Origin of the sequence: Amycolatopsis sp. NPDC059235, from assembly GCF_042754125.1 — a bacterium.
GTDB lineage: Bacteria > Actinomycetota > Actinomycetes > Mycobacteriales > Pseudonocardiaceae > Amycolatopsis > Amycolatopsis albidoflava.
In genome coordinates this window covers 18,956-35,852 of record NZ_JBHZAG010000057.1, presented here as the reverse complement: position 1 = coordinate 35,852, position 16,897 = coordinate 18,956, and the positions used below count along the sequence as shown (strand labels likewise).

The window sequence follows — 16,897 nt, the reverse complement described above, 5'->3', positions numbered from 1 at the left end:
GGTCTCCTAAGTGGCGAACAGGATGCCGGCGTCCGTGCCGGCCGGGGTGTACTCGGCGAGCCGCAGCCGGAGACTGTCCTCGCGTTGCGGGTGGAACAGGTCGTGGAAGGCCCCCATTTCCGAACCGTCCTCCGCGCCGCGGCTGATTTCTTCCGGCCCGGACCGCGCGAGCTGCGCGTAACCCGGAGTGCCGTAGCGGACGGACGTGAACTGAGGGACGACGCGGACCGGATCGCCGGAATGCTCCGGCTCGCAATGGAATCGGGGCGGAGTGCGCGAACTCTCCGGCAGCCAGCAGAACCGCACGCAGCCGTCTTGGCGACGGGCTATCCGCACTCGACCGTCCATAATGGAGTTCTCGAGCAATCCGGCGGCATGCGCGAAGACGGAGCCGAACACCGTGCACCGGCGGAAGTCGACCACCGCGTGCGCACAGCCGTCGTCCGGGCCGCACAGCGCGGCGAGGCCGGGTCCGGCGGCGTCGAGAATGCTGTCGGTGAGCCGGATCTGGTTGGGTTCGCGGTGCACTTCGTCGGCGGTGACGAGGATCGTGCCGAGGATGCTGCGTTCCACACACAGGCACGCTGGCGTGTCAGTGAGTTCGACGCTCGCCTCTTCCTCGTGTTCCGGACAGCACTGCGCGTCGAGCGACCATCCTGGTACCAAAGTGCAGTGCCGCAAGGCGAACTGCCCGACCGGGCCGTGCACCTGGACGCTGCGCCCAGTGATCAGCAGACCGTCGAAGACGACCTTGGGCAGCGGATCGTCTTTCGCGCCGCGGTCGGTGCCGATGATCCGCAGCGCGTCCGGACGGTTGCTGTTCCAGTCGAGCAGGCGCAGCACCGGACGCTTTCCGTTCGCCGCCCGCAGCGTCAGGCAATCGCCGCGGTCGACGACCAGCTTGATTTGCTCCTGGTACGCCCCGCTGTCGGTGAATTCGATGACCGCCTTGCGCGCCGTCTTGTCGGTTTCCTTGTCCCGCTGCCACTCCTCGACGGCTTCCATGACGAGTTCGTGGTGCCCGGGACCGACGCGATAGACGTGCTTCGCCGTTTCCGGCGCTCGCGGATATTCACCGGCGCCGATGTCGGCGGAGAACCCGTAGTGGTAGTCGACCCACACCCCGGATTCCGGCGCCTGCCGGGCGGGGAAGGCGATCCGGCCGAGCACCGGGTCGAGCGCGACCTTCCCGTGCGCGGGCCGGTAACGCCAGCCGGAGAGATCCGCCGGAATGATGTCGTCCAGCGGGATCGGGTTCCCGTCGCTGAGGTAGACGCACAGGCTCTTCTCGGGTCCATAGTAGACCGCCGGTCGCTCGGCAAACGCCTGCCGCCGAATGAAAACCGGAACGTTCGTCTCGTCGGCGATGTGGGTCGGCGACGGCTCCCGGACCGGAGAGACGATCAGCGGAGTGTCGTTGCCGAGAATGCTGAACGTGAACCGGGTCCGCGCCCGGTCCTCGCAATACGCGGGCCCGCGCGTGATCGAATACGGCTTCAGCCGCCACACGTACAGGCCGATCTCCGGGATGCCGTACCGGCCGGTCCCCCGGTGCGAGGTGATCCGGCGGACGTCGATGGAATGCGCGAGCTCATCGAACGGCCCGTCGAGCCGGTCGAGCGCGTCGGCTCCGTGAAGGTCGGTCAGCTGTCCCCTGGTCAGCCGTCGCCTATCCGCACGCGGGTCTCGGCCGTGCAGCCGGATCGCTTGCGAAACCGCCAGCAGCTGCCGGAATTCGACCGCCCGCGCTGGCCATTCCGCGACGTCCGCGGCGAGTTGTTCCAGCAACGCCAAGGTGCCTTTGCGCCGCCGATTGCCCACGGTGTGCGCGACATCGCGACGAGGTGCGAGAGCGGACAACAACCGCCGGGCCGCCGCCGATCCCGTCGCGAGCGTCTCGTCGGCGCCCGGCAGGATCTGGTACCCGACGAGATCACCGAGGTACGGCGCGACCCAGTCCTGACAGGTCTCGATGAACCAGTCCGCGTACTGCGCGTCCAGGTCGGTGCCGATCAGGTCGGCCTGCTCGGTGATCACGCCGAGCAACGCCTTGAGCGGCCCCGCGTTTTCCTCGTCGCGCCGCCGGTAGACCGACGGCATCAGGTCGTAAAGCCGGTCCGGATTGCGAGTCATGGGATCCTCACCAACATCAGCGCTTCCGGCACTCCCGCCGGGAGCACGGCGAGCCGCGCGGGCCGGATTCCGCGGTACACAGTCAACTTCTGCCCCCACTCAAGCTCCGTCGACTCCAGCCCCGGGTTCAACCGGACCAGCTCGTCCACTGTCAGCCCGTGCCGGAGCGCGATCGTCGTCAAGGTGTCCTTGCCGAACGAGTCCACGTAGCCCACCTCGTCGAAAACCTCCTCGAACCGCGCCCCGGACGCCCCGACGCACGGCTTCGCCTCGGTGAGCCGGTCCGCGACCGTGGCCAGCTCGACCGGCGTGACGTCGCCGGCGATGCCGTCGAAAACAGTGATCGCGGCGTAGTCGACGCCCGGCACTGCCTGGATCGCGGCGAACGCCTCGCTGAGGAACGCGGGTTCGCCGAGTTCCCGGCGAGCAAAGGAAAACTTGTCCAGCAACGCGGTGCGCACCGCGGGTTCCACCAGCTCCCACGAGTAGTCCGGCAGCACCTTGACCCCGGCGCGCAGCACGAGCAGCACCCGTTCCCGCACCGCGACCCGCACCTCGACCCCGCGATCGCCGAAGCCGGCCAGCGCCGCTTCCAGCGCGACCACCGGGCCGGAGGACGAGTCGATCCGCGCGTCCCCGGTCGCCGCGACCGTCACGTGCACGACCCGCCGTCCGCCGTCAGACAGCTTGACTGCCTTGGCTTTCCCGATCCCGGCCCGCGCACGCGTGAAGTCCTCGTAGTCGCGGATCGACACCAGCCGGTCGAGCGCGAGCATCCGCAGCGGGATCGACGCCCGGGCGTCCGCCGGTCCGTCGCCGTCCGCTCCCCCGCCGGACGCCAGCGGGTTGGTCACCGCGCGCACGCCCGGCGGCCGGCCAGTGGCCTGGCTGATCTGCCCGGCCGCGACATTCCCGTCATGGCCCGCGCCGATCCGGTAAACCGCCGTCACGTTCTCCACGCCTGCGGGAATGCGCGCGCCGTGGACACCGTCGCCGAATCGAAGCGAGCGGGTGCCACCCGCGCCGACGGAGACCTCGTAGTCGTGGCCTGTCGGCCCGGACCACACCAGCCCGTCGGTTTCGTGCCAGCGGACACCGGCCACGCGAGCGGTGAGCGTGCTCTCCGCGCCGGAAACGTTGGCGGACGGCCGGAACGTGAGCGGATTGTCCGCATTGGCCTGGCGCAGCTGGAAAACCTGATTCGCGACGCCCGGATCGCCGCTGCCGAGCACCTCGGTGCGGGTCTCGCCCTGGTCCGCCTCCACGACGTTGCCGTAGAGGGTCACGGTGTCCCGGCGGTACCGGTAGGACAACTCCGTGGCCAGCGACAGGAACGTGCGGACCCGGCTGCCGTTGCGCGTCGGCTCTACCCGCTGCCGGATCCCGGCGACCATCGTCACCTCGGCGGCCTGGATCCCGCTGGTGTGCGGCACGTCGGTGCGTTCGCCGGACACCACCAGCCACCGGCCCGGCCGCAGCCCGTCGTAGACCCGCGACAGTTCGATCTCGGCGCCTTCGACGTCCTTGGTGATCGGGTCGCCTACCGCGGTGAGCGGTTCGCCGCGCGCCCAGACGACCGTGCCCGCCCCCGGAACCGGCGAAACGACCTGGTTCACCGTGATCTTGGTGACCTGCTTCTTCCCGACCGGGTCGGTCGTTCCCGGAACGGTGACGTCGACGCTGGCCAGCTCCACCAACGTCACCTGCGCGGCGGACCGCTTGCCGTCCGGCGATTCGAACACGACCCAGCTGCCGCCGGCGATGCCGTCGTACACCGCGTCCAGCCACACCTTCGTGGTGCCCGCCGGGTCCGCCTCCGCACCGGCCGGGCGCGCGATCGCGACCGCCCTGGTCCGCAGCACCTGGAGGCCGGACAACGCCGGCGGCGGCGCGATCTGCTCGTTCGCCCACGCGTGGTGCAGGTTCGGCCCCAGCCGGGGGTCGGCTTCGATGAGCAGCTTCGGGTGCACGTCGGAACCAGCGTGGAACAACTGGTCCACTGTGGACGGAAGGTCGACCGCCTTGCGCGGCGGCCGGGACGGCTCGCGCCGCAGCCACGGCAGCACCGGGGTGAGCCCGATCAGCGCCGCCGCCCGGTCGCAGTCGGTGCCATAGCCGCATCCGCAACCGCAGCCGTCGCCGCTGCCTTCGAAGCGGTACCCCGGCGACGAGCAGAACAGTTCCTTGGCGAAGTTGTTCAGGTAGCGCAGCTCCGGATCGCTTTCGCGCATCGCCGCGGTACAGAGCTTCAGCAGCACGTCCGTCGCGTCCGAAACCGGCCCGACGGAATCGCGGAACCAGTCCTGGACCGCGCAGCTCGCGTGCGCCCTGGCGAGCGCGGCCTGCTCCGCCAGTTCGGTGCTCACCTGGTGGGCCGTGCGAGCGAGGACATAGGTCACCGTGGCCGAGGTACCAAGGCCGCGCAGATAGGTCTCGGTGTTGTTCAACACGGTTACCGTGCAGTCGATCCAGTCCGACGGCGCGGGCTTTCGCTCCACCGCGGTGCCGATCACCTTGCGGAGGTGGGCGATAGCCCGGTTCAGGTCGTCGAGGCCTGAGATGACCAGCTTCGCGGTCGTCCGGTTGGCTTGGAAGTCCGTCGCCGCTTCGGCGACCACGCGGATCACCGGCGGGAACTTGCCGAACAACAGCAGCAACCGGTCCCCCGGCTTGAGCGCCGCAGTGGTGCCTTGGATCCCGATCTGTTCGATGGCCGGGGCGGTGTCGGCGGTGACGTCCACCGGGTCGGCAGTGGCGACCTGGAGCGCGTTCCACTCCTCGCGCGCCTGGAGGTCCGCCGTGGTCTCGAAGGTCTGCGGCAGCTGGTTCTGCGCGGGCACGCTCTTCGCGGCGGTGCCCGCCGGAATCACCGTCCGCGCGCCGGGATCCAGCGTGTACGCGAGAAAGGTGGTCGCCGCCAGCGCGGGCCGCGGCGTGTAGCCGACGAGAGTGCCGAGGTGGTTGAGCGATTCGGGTTCGGTGGCGGTCCGCAGGTAGCCCTCGTTGGCGATCCGCTCCTGGTAGAAGGTCAGCACGTCGCCGACGACGGCCCAGCAGTCCAGCAGCGCGATCGCCGGGTCGTCCGGGTCGCGCGTGGTGAGCGGGGCCAGCGCCGCCCGGCTCGCCAGCCTGGCCAGCATCGACTGGCGGAACCGCGCGTAGGTGCCGATCCGCCGGGACAGCGCGGGCAGGCCGGGGCGCTGGTAGGTCGTCGCCGGAGTTGTCAGGCTGGTTCGCGCGCAGCAGTTCATCGTCCGCCTGCCAGGTCGAGGGTGAGCTGCCCGTTCTCGGGCCGGCTCGGGTCGTCGTCCAGTTGCGCCACCTCGAGCGGCCCGATCGGGAGGACGCCGGTGGCGAGTGCGGTGCCGGGCGGGCCGAACAGCCGCTCCAGCCGGGTCACCTCGGCGTGCCGGACTCCGGGTACGGCGGCCACGGTCGCGACGATCTGGCCGACCCGGATCGGGGTGCCGAAGGTGAGGCGATCCGGCTGGAAGAACGCGCCGAGCGCCCGCCGCAGGGCCGACCGCACGTGTCCGGCGATGTGGTCCGGCAGCACCTCGACGTGCACCGTGAGGTCGAGCGGCACGAGGGTCGCGGTGAAAACCGAAAGGTCGTGGCCGATCCGGCGGTAGCGGTACAGCCCGGCGCGGATTTCGTCGAGCAGCCAGGTCGGCGCGACCTCCGTGCCGAGCGGGTCGATCGCGACCTGCGCCTCGTACCAGCTGCCCGTCCACCGCAGGTCGCCCGCGGCGCGCTGCACACTCGGAGAGGCACCGGCCAGCGTCGCGTAGTCGTCCGCCGTGATGGCGCGCAGCAGCCGACGGCGGACCTCCTGCGGAGCACGCAGCCGGACCTCGGACACCGGCTCGGGATCCACTCCACCCTTGGCAGGCAACGGATTCCGCACGCTTCGGATGCCGGGCACGTCGGTGCGGTCGAAGACGATGCTGCTGATGGCCTCGCGGCCGACGTTCCCCGCCAGACCGGTCCCTACGCGCAGCGACGCAGTCAGCTCGCCGCTCAAGGGGAACTTCGCGCCGTTGCGTCCATCGCCGAATCGCAGCACGGTCGCGCCGGTATCAGTGAGCTCGCCGACGAAGTGCCGGTCGACTGGCCCGCTCTCGAGCAGATCCCGCTGGGGCAGCCAAACATCATGGTTTCGGTCAGTGACGGTCACCGCGGGCAGCGCCGCGCGCGGATCCGGTTGCGTGGCAAGACTTGCCGGACCGCGAAACGCCTCACGGTGCTCGTCGAGCTTCGCGCCCTCGTCCGCGCCCCAGCTCTGACCGATCTCCCAGCCCTCGTTCTTCGCCGTGAGCACGTATCCCGCGCGAGCCTGCCGGATGAGGTCTTTCACTCGCTCCAGCTTGGTTTCCAGCAGGTCGTCGAAACACGCCAGCAGGTACCGCAGCGCGCGTCGCGGATGCTCGCGAAGGTGCAGCTTCTTGACGAGCTTGGCCCCGAACAGCACGGTGACGAACTTGATGTCCTCTTCGGACAGTTCGCTCCGCCACAGCTTGATCAGCCTCGCACGAATCCGGCCGGGCAGCCCCACCAGCCAGCGCGCCTGCGCGGCCGCGATGTCGGCGGGATCCGGGAACGGCACGCTTTGCGTGACCGGCTGATGTCGCAACTGCGGCTGAACGACCACTGGCAACGGCGGGTAAGCAGGTTCGGGTTCGGTCTCACCGCCGCAACCGCAGCCACAGTCGCGCGGACACTGCGGCTCGTCCGGTGCGGGGTCGGGAACGGGGTGGCACTCCGGGTCGACTCGCCAGCCGTGCTCGACCAGCACCACGTTGCCGCGAGCGACCCCGACCTCAAGGTCAAGGCAATCCGGGCCGCCGCGAGAGTTGACGCACAGCGGGAAAGTGAGCGCGTCTTCGCGTCCCCAGGTCACTTCCAGCAGCTTTTGCCGGTACAACTCGTCTTCGGTCTCGCTCACCGACGTCAGCCGGACAGCCTGCCGGTGCGTGTGGTCAGCGTCGGCCGGAAGACCGGACGGCACGCCGATCAGTTCCTCGAAGAGCACCACGTCCCCTGCTTCGAGGCCCAGCGCCCGGTCACTGTCCACCAGGGTCGCCGAGGTCGCCCCGGTGGGCAGGCAGCAGTCGTGGTCGCCCCACGTCCACAGGCTGATCCGGTTGCGCGCGGGGAGCAGCCGAACTTCCTCGTCGTGGACCGGTTCGAAGATCTCCGGCGCACCGCGAAGATCGCTTTCCTTCAGGGAGACGCCGGGCAGCGTGCTGAACCGGAAAGTCCCCTTCGGGAGCGGGACCTCCTCGTCCGCTTCGATGCACACCCAAGCCCGCGCGGAACATCCGTCGTGCATCGGGTAGTCGACCAGCCGGGCGTGCCGCCGCACGGAAACCCGCAGCCGCGCGGTGTCCAGATACGCCTCGGTCGCCACGGCGTCTTGCTGGTAGCTCAGCCGGTCGCCCTCGTAGGCGAGCAGTTCGGTGAGCATGATGCCGATGTCCGGGACGTGCCGTTCGGTCCAGGACGGCATCGTCAGCTTCAACCGGTCCAGCAGCAATTGCCGGAAACTGGCGTAATCCTTGCTGAGGTAATCGATCTCGGCCGTCGCTTCCGCCGGTGGCGCGCTTTCCGCGACCGGCGTGCAGTCGACGTCGCCGCAGCTGCCGAACGTGAAGTCCACCTGGGAGTACCGCGGATCGAAGCCCGGATACGGCCTCGTTCCCGGTTTGCCGATCGGTCCGCATTCCACAATGGACAATCGATAGGTCGACAGATCGCCGGCCCGGTCGACCGTCAGCCGTACCGCGTCGGCGAGGTCAGGATCGTCGCTCGCCCACAGTTCGACCGCGACGACCGCGAGCCCGGTCACGCGCCGTCCGCCGTCGATCCGGAAGTTAGCCGGCACCAGCTCTTCCGGTGCCTTGCCGAAGAACCCCACCGTGAGCGAACGACCGTCGTCGCTCACGCCCACCGAGTCGATCCCGTTGCCGCCCGCGACGCGCACGTCCGCCCGGCGGCGTTCGTCCGCACAGCCGATCATGCCGCCCTCCCGGTGATGACGTCCTCGCGCCGTTCGCCGGTCGCGAGGAGGATGTACCCGATCTCGATCCGCAAAGTGCTCTCCTCCGCGGTGACCTCCAGGTGCTGCACGGTGATCAGGTCACCCAGCCAGCGGTGCAACGCGCCTTCCGCCGACGCCTGCACCGCCGCCGCCAGCTCCGGGCTGTTCGGCTCGAACACGAGATCCAGCAGTCCGCAGCCGAAGTCCGGGCGCATCACGCGCTCCCCCGGAGTGGTGAAGAGCAGCTGCTCGATCAGGTCGAGCACGTGATTCGCGTAGCCGGTCTCCGCGACCCGGCCGCGCTGGTCGAAGTGGAACGGGAAGTCAATGTCCACAGTGGTCACCTCCCCGTGACGGACTGTTGCATGACAAGCACAATCGGCGGACCGGGCGAAAGAGAGCCGAGGCACGTGCCGCCGCCCTGTCCGGCCGGAGGAAGTTGCGTGAGCATCGGCGTTCCACCCGCCAGCAGGGACGAAATGTTCGTCCACTGCACCGTCGCGCACGGCGGAGTCAGCGTGCAGCCGGCGACGATCAGCTGGTCTTTCGTGGTGAGCACCGGCATACCGTTCACCAGCGCCGCGGGCGGCCCGGCCGGGATCGCGGTCACCGCGCCGCCGTGCGGGCAGGTCATCGTCATTCCGCTGTGGAGCAGGAAACCCGGCATGCCGCCACCCCCTAGTTCGGAACGACGAAAGTGCCGTTGTTGACGATGACCGAGGTGCCGGCGAGCCGGATCGAGGCGAGACCGGGACCGCAGGACAGCTCGATCCCGGTCTCGTTGAGCTTGATGTACGGCCCGGACGGCCCCAGGATCTGCAGCTGGATGCCGCCGGTCGGACCGGGTTGCTGGGTGATCAGCAGGTAGTTCTGCGGCGGAACGCCCAACGGGGTCAGCGGCGTCCCGATGACGACCTGCGGCACCCCGGGAAGGATGCTGGACGCGATCGGCGGTCCTTCCTCGGCCACGTCGCGCCGGAACCCGGTCCAGATCGCGCGGCCGATGTCTCCGCTCTGGAACTCGACCCACACCCCGGAACCGACCAGCGGCACCACGTTCATGCCCGGCGTCGCGGTGCTCGCCCGTGCCCAGATGGCGTTGTCGCCCAGCACTTCGCGGACCCGCACCAGCAGCCGGTCGAGCCGCAGCGGGTCCACATTGGACACCACCACGCCCTCGTAGGTGCCGTCGAACCGCGTTTCCTCGGTCATGCGCTCACCTGCTGGGAGAAGGGGACGAAACCGTCCCTGGTCAGTCCGAAACTCTGCTTGTACTCGCCGCGTTTGATCTCGTGGGTGACCCGGTTGACGTAGTAGAGGCCGTCGTACGCGAGCCCCGCGCCGCGCACCCCGACCAGCGCGCGTGCCTTGAGCACGTGGCCGTACCGGAGCACGTCGAGCTTTCCCTGCCCGGTCACCGCGTCGGCCGCCTTCGCGGTTTTGCTGAGGCCGCGCAACAAGATGTCCGTCGTGGACCGGCCGTCCAGGTCCGGCAACGGCCGCTCCTGCAGGGCGACCGCGGGACGAGCGGCCAGCGGCGGGCGCAGCAACGCGAGGTCCGGCACCGGAATGGAAAACCCGATCTTGGTGTGCGGCTCGGTGATCCGGATCGTGTACTGCTTGCCGGACATTCCGTCGAAACTGAACGACAGGGATTCCACATTGGTCGCGGTCCCGGAATCGACGGTGAGCGCGGGCTGCACGACCCCGGCCCGGATTTCCGGGCCCCAGTACCCGATGCTCGCACCCGGCATCGGCCCCGGGGTCAGGTAGAACGCGTACCCCGCCTGCCGCGCCAGTTCCCGGAGATAGCCGAGGTCGGTGTCGGACTGGCCGTCGATTCTCGACAGCGGCGGCTCCGGTTCCCACAGCCGTGCCGGTACCGGCGCGGGCACGATTCCGTACATCGCGTACTTCGCGAGGATCTTCAGCACCCGCACGTGCAGCGGCATCTCGAGAAAGATCTCTTCCTCGTACCGCAGGTCCATCAGCGCGGTGAGGTCCTCGCCGGTCAGGGTGAGCCGCGACTCGCCGGGCCCCGCGCCCGGGCTCATCTCGTGCCGGGTGATCACGCCGTCCATCAGCACGTCTACTGAACCGCCGACGATCGCCGACAGCACGACCCGCGCGGGCGGATCAAGCAGCCCGGACGGCAGCAACGTCCGGGTGAGCACCGATTTCCGGCTCACCGCGAAGGTCAACTGGAACCCGCTGCGCTCGCCCGCGGACGAGGTGACCTGCACGGACTGCAACGCGTCGATCAGCTCGTGCGGCACCGGCGCGGCGAGGACGCGGCCGATCATCAGCTGCAGCTGAAAGCTCTTACCCACCGGTCCCTCCCGCCGGAATCCCGGGCGGCAGCGTGATCCGCAGCCGGCGGCCCGGCTCCGCGGTCAGCGCGTCCGGATCCATCGCCCGGTTCGCGTCGGCGATCCGCCAGTACTGCTCGGCGTCGCCGAACACCTCGCCGGCGATGCGATCGAGCCGGTCGCGGGGTTTGACCACGCGCTCGCCGATCTGCGCGAGCTGCTCGGGCTGGGGCAGCAACCGCCGCTGGACGAAGCGGACCGAACGACCGTCCGGAAGGTCGCGGACCGCGGTGGGCAGACTGTAGTAACGACTGGTCGCGGAGAACATCAAGCACCTCCTAGACGGTCGGCACGCCGACGTCGGTCACCGGGTTGTCGACCCCGTCGGCGAAATGTTCTTTCTGCTGGAGATACGTCAGGTACAGCGTTCCGCCCTTGGCGCGCGCTCCCGGATCGCCGGGACGCGGGTAGCCGAGATCGTCCACAGTGAGCACCCGGACGGTGATGCTGACCTTGGCCCGGATCGGATTCAGCGCGGCGTCGAAGGCTTCCTCGGCGACGCTGAAGTCGGTGATCCGCACCGGAAGCACGCGTTTAGGCCCGAGAACCAGGACGGTCAGAGGTGCCTCGACCGGCACGATTTCCAGCTGCCCTTGGCCGGCTAGCTGGTCTTCGTTCTGCAGCTGGGCGTAGGTCGGCGAAAGGCTCTTCTCTAGCGCGCACAGGACCGGGAACAATCCGTCGGGAAACTTCTCGGGCGCCGCGGTGGCGTCGAACTCAGCGTCGAACCGGTACGTCTCGTGCGAAGGCCCCTTGAGCCGCAACGCTTCCAGCCGGTCGCCCGGCTCCCCGCCGAGGCCCTGCACCTGCAGGGTCCGGGTGAGCGTGTCCGGGTTGTACTGGAACGGAATCGTCTTCGACACCCGCCCGCTGTTCGGATCCACCAGCACGAACCCGCCCCGGACGGGATTCAGGCTCTGCGGAAAGGTGGTCATCGTCGTAGTCCTCCCCAGCGAACGGCGGAACGCCTTGCCCCAAAGCGTGCCGGGAGCGCGTCACCGAGCCGTCACCGATCAGCCGGCGACCTCGCGGATGCCGCGGTGAATCGAGCGCGCGATCGCCTCCGCGAGCGTGCCTTCCGCCAGCTGAGCCACCACGACCCGCCGCTGTGCTTCCCGCCAGCCCCGGCGCGGCGCGGCAGCCACCATCTGACGCGCCAACTCAGCTTGCACGGCATCGCGAAGCAGACCAGGATCCTCGACCACCCCAGTCAGCACCAGCCGGTCGATCCGGACCTCGATCACCGCCGGAAATCCCGTTCCGGCACGGGAAGTTCAAGCTTCCGGAACTCAGTGCGCGCGGCAGCCAGCACAGTCTCCATCGTGATCGGCGACCCGGCCGCCGCCGCGAGGAAGGCCGCGTTGAGCGCGATGTTGCGGATCATCGCGCCGCTCGTCTGCAGCTGCGCCAACCGGCCGAAGTCGAGGCCCTCGCACGGGGCCCGCGTCGGAAACGCCTTCTGCCACATAATCTTCCGCTCAGCAGGCCCGGGAAAGACGAACTCGACCACAAACCTCAGCCGACGCAGGAAAGCGGTATCCAGCGTCGAACGCATGTTGGTCGCGAGGATCGCCAGGCCACGGTGCGCTTCCATCCGCTGCAGCAGATAGTCGACCTCGATCGTGGCGTACCGGTCGTGCGCGTCGCGGACCTCGCCGCGTTTGCCGAACAGCGATTCCGCCTCGTCGAAGAACAGGATCGCGCCCTCGGCCGCGTCGAAAAGCTTCCGCAGGTTCTTCTCGGTCTCCCCGATGTACTTGCTGACCACTGTGGACAGATCGATCCGGTAAAGGTCCAGCGCCAGCCGGTTCGCGAGCACCTCGGCCGCCATCGTCTTGCCCGTTCCGCTCGGCCCGGTGAACAGCACACTCAATCCCAGGCCGCGCTCACCAAATCCCCACGTCTCGTGCACCCTCGTGCGCTGCCCCACCTGGTCCGCGATCTCGCCGAGCAACCGGCGGGGCTGCTCGGGCAGCACGAGATCGTCCCAGCCCGCCGTCGATTCGAGTCGCTGCGCGCGTCCGTCCAGCCGCGGCCGGGTGCGAACACGGCATTCCTGCCACACTTTCTCCGGATCGGCCCCGGCGACCGCGGCCACCGCCGCGATGCCCGGCAGGTCGAGCGCGAACTGCGCGGCCAGCGCGTCGATCACCGGCTGCTCGCTCCCGAGCGCATCCCGCCACGCCAGCGCCCGTTCCGCCGGCGTCGGCGGGCTGACCTCGATCGACCGGAGTCCCGGCGCGCCTTCCCGCACGGCCAGCACCGCCGGCCCGGTGATCCGGTCGAGAAACCGGGAACCGTCCGCGTCGTCGGCTTCGAGGTACAACGCCAGCGGCAGCAAGGCGGCCTCGCGCTGCCAGCTGCGAGCCAGCAGGTCCAGCTCCACCGGCTGTGCGGGCAACGCGGCCGCTTCAAGTCGGTACGCCGCCAGTCCGGAGATCTCCGCCGCGTGCGCGGTGACCTGTCGTTTGGCGGCCTCGTCGGCACCGGTGAGCTGAACCGGACCGGCGAGCGCCCACTGGCTGGCGACTTCCTCGGCAATCCTCTGCTGCGAAGCCGACAGCTCGGTGAGAGCCAGCGGCGTGACCAGCGGACTCAGCCGGTCGTCGAGACTGTTGAGCCCTTTCAGATAGTTGACCGCGCGCTCAGCGGCCCGCAGCGGCGCGGACACCACGCCCTGCCCGGACACACCCTCGATGAGCTGCCAATACCGCAGACCGCCTTGCGGCGACACGGCTTCCCACGCCGGATCGGGCAGCACGCGAAGAGCCAGCCCGAACGTCGGATACGCCATGTGCGGATTGCCGTGCGCCTCGGCGCACAGCCCGGCGATCGACGGATCCAGCTCGACCGCCGCGCACAGCAGCAAGGTGTCCCGTTCGAACCGGGACAACCCGAGTCGCGCCGCCAGTACCGTCAGCGCGGGCGGCGGGTCGATCGCCTCGGCTTCCTCGACGGCGGCGGTCGAGACCTCTTCGCCGGGGTGTCGCAGCACCTCCCGCACCCACTCCAGCGACGCGGCGAGGAAGCGTCCGTTCGCCGCCTCCCAGGTCATGAGATCGTCACCGTCTGGGTGGCGTCGAACACCGGCTTCGGCCCGGTGCGGTCGACCAGCAGGCTGTCCACGCCGCCGATCCGCAGCCGCGCGAGATGGGTGCCCACCGGCGCGTCCGGGACGTCGAAGGTCAGGTCCGCGCCGGTCACCGGGTCCTCCGGCTGGGCCGCGACCGCACGCCGCTCCAGCACCGATCGCGACCCGAGGACCAGCAGCACCGGTTGCCCGGTCCGCACCGGAGGACGGCAGACGAGCTCGACCACCGCGGCGGTCCCGTCACGCTGCACAGTCATCGGCATCGCGCTGGTGATCTCCGGCGCGACCGCGAGCGAGACCTCGTTCGTCGCCGTCGTCCCGGACACCACCGCCACCGACCACAGACCGGCCGGAAACGCCTGCGGCGGCCCCGTCAGCTCGAACCGGACCTCGGCCGCACTGCCCGGCACGACCGGAATCGAGACCGGCCCGTCCAGCAGCGGATGCGACAACCGGGCCTCGTTCGCCTGGTCGAGATTCGCGCCCCGCAGAACGACGCGCCCGCCGAGCTTGACCGACGCCTGCTCGTGCTCGAGACCGTCGGGACCGACCGCGACCGGCACCGCGGCGGTGAGCTGCGGGTACGGCGATTCGACGCTGGCAGCCGCTTCCGGCCCCCGGTCCAGCGCGCCCCGGCGCAGCACCGGCACCGCTGTCCGCGGCGGGCGGCGGCTGTCGATGAGCACCGGCCCGGCTTCGAACGCGACCGTGAGCCGGTAGCTGGTCTGGAACGCCGACCAGAGCGAGTAGATGTCCTTCTCCGCGAAGGACTGCCAGGTGAGCCGGACCAGTTCGGACTGTTCCGAGACGTCGCTGGGCGACTGCACCTGCCTCAGCCGCGCGCGACTGAGGTGCGGATGTTCGTGCAGCGTGCGCAACGCACCGCCGAGCATCCGGTGCGCGATGGTGTCCGCGCCGCCCGGGACGTACGCGGTGAGCAGGTAGTGCAGGACGAGCGGCAGCTGCGGATCGCCGTGCTCTCCGGACCGCAGCCCTACGGGATCCTCGTTGCGCAGCGCCTCGTCGATGCCGATTTGGTAGAGGAACAGGTTCAGCTGCGGATCGCCGCTCGGCCCCGGCGTCTCGTGCGGCGGCCGCGCTTCGACCTTCGCGCCGCTCTCGACCTCACGCGCGCCTTCGAGGACCAGCTGGACCAGCGCCTCGGTCACGGCCTCGATCGCGTTGGCGTCACTCATCCCCGCTCCCGGAGGTAGTCGTCGAGGCTCAGCAACGGTTTCCGTTCCTTCGGCGGTTTCGGCGCCGCCGCCGGAGCCGGACGGGCAACGACCTCGACCCGGCCGATGCTGATGTGCACGTCCGGTTCGACCGGTGCCTTCTGCCGCCGGATCGCCAAAGGCTGCCGCAGTTGTTGCTGAGGCTGCGGTCCCGGTTCCGGACGGGGACGCGCGACTGGATGCGCACGGACCGGGTCGACCGCCGGCACCGGCGCGGCCCGTTCTGGTTCTGGAGGCACCGGGACGACTTCTCGCTCCGCCGCGGCGACTGGTTGCAGTACCGTCTCTCGCTGCAGGTTTTCCGTACGCACTTCGTGCTCCCGCAACGATTCAGTGACCCGCTCCGAGCTCGATACAGTCGCGTGCTCGGTGTGCGTCCGTGACTCGACAACGCTTTCTCGAACCACAGTGCCCGGCTCTCCCGGCTCGGAAACTTCGCGGACGCGCTCGACCACCGGAGGGGACTGCACCGAAGTTTCCCGGACTCGCTCGACTGATTCCGGCCCCAGCACCCGGGTTTCGCGACCGCCTTCGACTCGCTCCGTGTGCGACACTTCGGTCTCGCGGACGCGCTCGACCGGACCCGGCAGCGTCGCCAAGGTTTCCTGGATAATCCGCTCCAGACCCGGAACCTCGCGGACCCGTTCGGTTTCCTTCGTGACCACCGGCTTCCGCTCCGATTCGGTGAACGTGCCCATCGGCAACCCGGGCTCCGCCCCGACCGGACTGGCGGGTTCGAACAGCGTCGGCACGAGCGGCCGGATCGGCGGCGCGTCGATCCGGCCCAGCAGCCGGTCCACGAAATCATTCATGCCATCGTCCCCGCGAGTTCCAGATACCGCCGGCGCCGCCCCGGACTCACCGCGAGCACCTCCGCCTCCGACCAGCCGTAGGCGAGCGCCAGCGCGTGCACGTCATACAACAACCGCCGCGCGCAGGCTTCCAGCTCCGTCCACAGATAAACCGCGATGTCGAACGGAGACGCCCACCGGTGGCCGCACACCGCGCAGTCCAGGTCGATCCGGACGTCCGCCTGCGGATCGCCCGCGGCCAACGCGTCCGGGAGCGCGCCGAGCACCGCGTCCGGCAACTCGGATCGCTCCACCTCCTGATCGCCCATCCGCGCGGTCACCACGCACCGTTCGAGCAACGCCCGTCTACTGTGGACTTCCAGCAGATCCCGGCTCGTCACCGCACGGAACTCGACCTCGTACCCGTCGACAGCCACGATCGCGGCAGCGTCCACTTGCGACGGACGCAGATCCCGGCTCGACAGTTCCAGCTCAAGTTCCTCACCGCACGAAGGACAGCTCACCAGACACGGAAACGCGGTCCCGAAGCACCGTTCCCGCAGGGCCAGCAGGAATTCGTCCCGCCGGCCCACCGCGAGATCGCCGACCTCGCCCGGTTCCGCGCCACCGGCGACCGCCAGCGCGAGCGCCCGCCGTACCGCGCCCAGCCCGTGCGCCGCCTCCCATACGTCGAGAAGGCTCGCTTCGGTGAACATCACGCCGGGTCTTCGAAGGACGTGTCCTGCGGCTCCGAAACCTCCTCGGCGACCCACCCCTCGTTCTCGACCTTGATGTGCTGCACGGCGACCGCGTTGGCGTTGGAGTCCAAATCGGACACCGGCTGCCATTCCGAGACCCAGCAGTTGAAGACCTGATAGGACAGTACTTTCTGGCCGCCCTCGTCGAACACGTCGACGATGAGGTCGCGGCGGAAGTCCTTGAGCGAGGTCTCCAGCCCCTGCCCGGAGTTGGCGAAACTCCACACCCGGTTCGCCCACTGCGCGAACACCTTGTCCGCGGTGACGCCGCGTTCGAGGGTGATCGCGTCGTATTCGGTGCGGCCGGGCAGTTTCGCGCTGGTCGCCGGATCGCCGCCGGACCGGTGCTTGATCACCTCGGTGCTCCGCTTGAAGCCGGTGATCTTGCTGACCCCGAGCAGATAGTCGCCGCCGCTGAACTTCACCCGGAACCGGAAGTTCTTGTACGGGTCGCGCCGCCTCGTCTTGCTGTCGGACATA

15 protein-coding genes are annotated in these 16,897 nt (G+C 69.4%); all 15 read right to left on the bottom strand.

Annotated elements, in window-relative coordinates; genetic code table 11:
* Positions 1 to 6 precede the first annotated feature (6 nt).
* Positions 7 to 2,133, bottom strand: a complete 2,127-nt coding sequence (locus ACFXI3_RS30580) for a hypothetical protein (RefSeq protein WP_378404166.1) — start codon at positions 2,131 to 2,133, stop codon at positions 7 to 9.
* A complete protein-coding gene (locus ACFXI3_RS30575; RefSeq protein ID WP_378404164.1) occupies positions 2,130 to 5,384 on the bottom strand; it encodes a putative baseplate assembly protein in 3,255 nt (1,084 codons plus the stop codon). The genes ACFXI3_RS30580 and ACFXI3_RS30575 overlap by 4 nt, the downstream gene beginning before the upstream one ends.
* Positions 5,381 to 8,152, bottom strand: a complete 2,772-nt coding sequence (locus ACFXI3_RS30570) for a putative baseplate assembly protein (protein ID WP_378404162.1) — start codon at positions 8,150 to 8,152, stop codon at positions 5,381 to 5,383. Before ACFXI3_RS30570 ends, ACFXI3_RS30575 begins: the two co-directional genes overlap by 4 nt.
* Positions 8,149 to 8,508 carry a GPW/gp25 family protein gene (locus tag ACFXI3_RS30565; protein WP_344268690.1) on the bottom strand — a complete coding sequence of 120 codons (360 nt, stop codon included), beginning with the start codon at positions 8,506 to 8,508 and terminating at the stop codon, positions 8,149 to 8,151. The genes ACFXI3_RS30570 and ACFXI3_RS30565 overlap by 4 nt, the downstream gene beginning before the upstream one ends.
* 5 nt (positions 8,509 to 8,513) lie before the next feature.
* Positions 8,514 to 8,840, bottom strand: a complete 327-nt coding sequence (locus ACFXI3_RS30560; protein ID WP_344268687.1) for a hypothetical protein — start codon at positions 8,838 to 8,840, stop codon at positions 8,514 to 8,516.
* Positions 8,841 to 8,851: 11 nt separating this feature from the next.
* Positions 8,852 to 9,385, bottom strand: a complete 534-nt coding sequence (locus tag ACFXI3_RS30555) for a phage baseplate assembly protein V (RefSeq protein WP_344268684.1) — start codon at positions 9,383 to 9,385, stop codon at positions 8,852 to 8,854.
* On the bottom strand, positions 9,382 to 10,503 hold the full coding sequence (locus tag ACFXI3_RS30550) for a hypothetical protein (protein ID WP_344268681.1): 1,122 nt from the start codon (positions 10,501 to 10,503) through the stop codon (positions 9,382 to 9,384). The genes ACFXI3_RS30555 and ACFXI3_RS30550 overlap by 4 nt, the downstream gene beginning before the upstream one ends.
* The gene (locus ACFXI3_RS30545) at positions 10,496 to 10,810 is read right to left on the bottom strand and encodes a LysM domain-containing protein (RefSeq protein ID WP_344268678.1); all 315 of its coding nucleotides are present in this window, start codon (positions 10,808 to 10,810) and stop codon (positions 10,496 to 10,498) included. The genes ACFXI3_RS30550 and ACFXI3_RS30545 overlap by 8 nt, the downstream gene beginning before the upstream one ends.
* Before the next feature lie 10 nt (positions 10,811 to 10,820).
* Positions 10,821 to 11,477 (bottom strand): hypothetical protein, encoded by a 657-nt coding sequence (locus ACFXI3_RS30540; protein WP_378404159.1) that lies wholly within the window; start codon positions 11,475 to 11,477, stop codon positions 10,821 to 10,823.
* 78 nt (positions 11,478 to 11,555) lie between these two features.
* Positions 11,556 to 11,786 (bottom strand): hypothetical protein, encoded by a 231-nt coding sequence (locus ACFXI3_RS30535; RefSeq protein ID WP_378404157.1) that lies wholly within the window; start codon positions 11,784 to 11,786, stop codon positions 11,556 to 11,558.
* Positions 11,783 to 13,597 carry an ATP-binding protein gene (locus ACFXI3_RS30530; protein WP_378404155.1) on the bottom strand — a complete coding sequence of 605 codons (1,815 nt, stop codon included), beginning with the start codon at positions 13,595 to 13,597 and terminating at the stop codon, positions 11,783 to 11,785. The genes ACFXI3_RS30535 and ACFXI3_RS30530 overlap by 4 nt, the downstream gene beginning before the upstream one ends.
* The gene (locus tag ACFXI3_RS30525) at positions 13,594 to 14,829 is read right to left on the bottom strand and encodes a DUF4255 domain-containing protein (RefSeq protein ID WP_378404153.1); all 1,236 of its coding nucleotides are present in this window, start codon (positions 14,827 to 14,829) and stop codon (positions 13,594 to 13,596) included. The genes ACFXI3_RS30530 and ACFXI3_RS30525 overlap by 4 nt, the downstream gene beginning before the upstream one ends.
* Positions 14,826 to 15,680, bottom strand: coding sequence for a hypothetical protein (locus ACFXI3_RS30520; RefSeq protein ID WP_378404151.1), 855 nt, complete (start codon positions 15,678 to 15,680; stop codon positions 14,826 to 14,828). The genes ACFXI3_RS30525 and ACFXI3_RS30520 overlap by 4 nt, the downstream gene beginning before the upstream one ends.
* The gene (locus tag ACFXI3_RS30515) at positions 15,677 to 16,378 is read right to left on the bottom strand and encodes a hypothetical protein (protein ID WP_378404149.1); all 702 of its coding nucleotides are present in this window, start codon (positions 16,376 to 16,378) and stop codon (positions 15,677 to 15,679) included. Before ACFXI3_RS30515 ends, ACFXI3_RS30520 begins: the two co-directional genes overlap by 4 nt.
* Positions 16,375 to 16,896, bottom strand: coding sequence for a phage tail protein (locus ACFXI3_RS30510; protein WP_344268654.1), 522 nt, complete (start codon positions 16,894 to 16,896; stop codon positions 16,375 to 16,377). The genes ACFXI3_RS30515 and ACFXI3_RS30510 overlap by 4 nt, the downstream gene beginning before the upstream one ends.
* Position 16,897 lies beyond the last annotated feature (1 nt).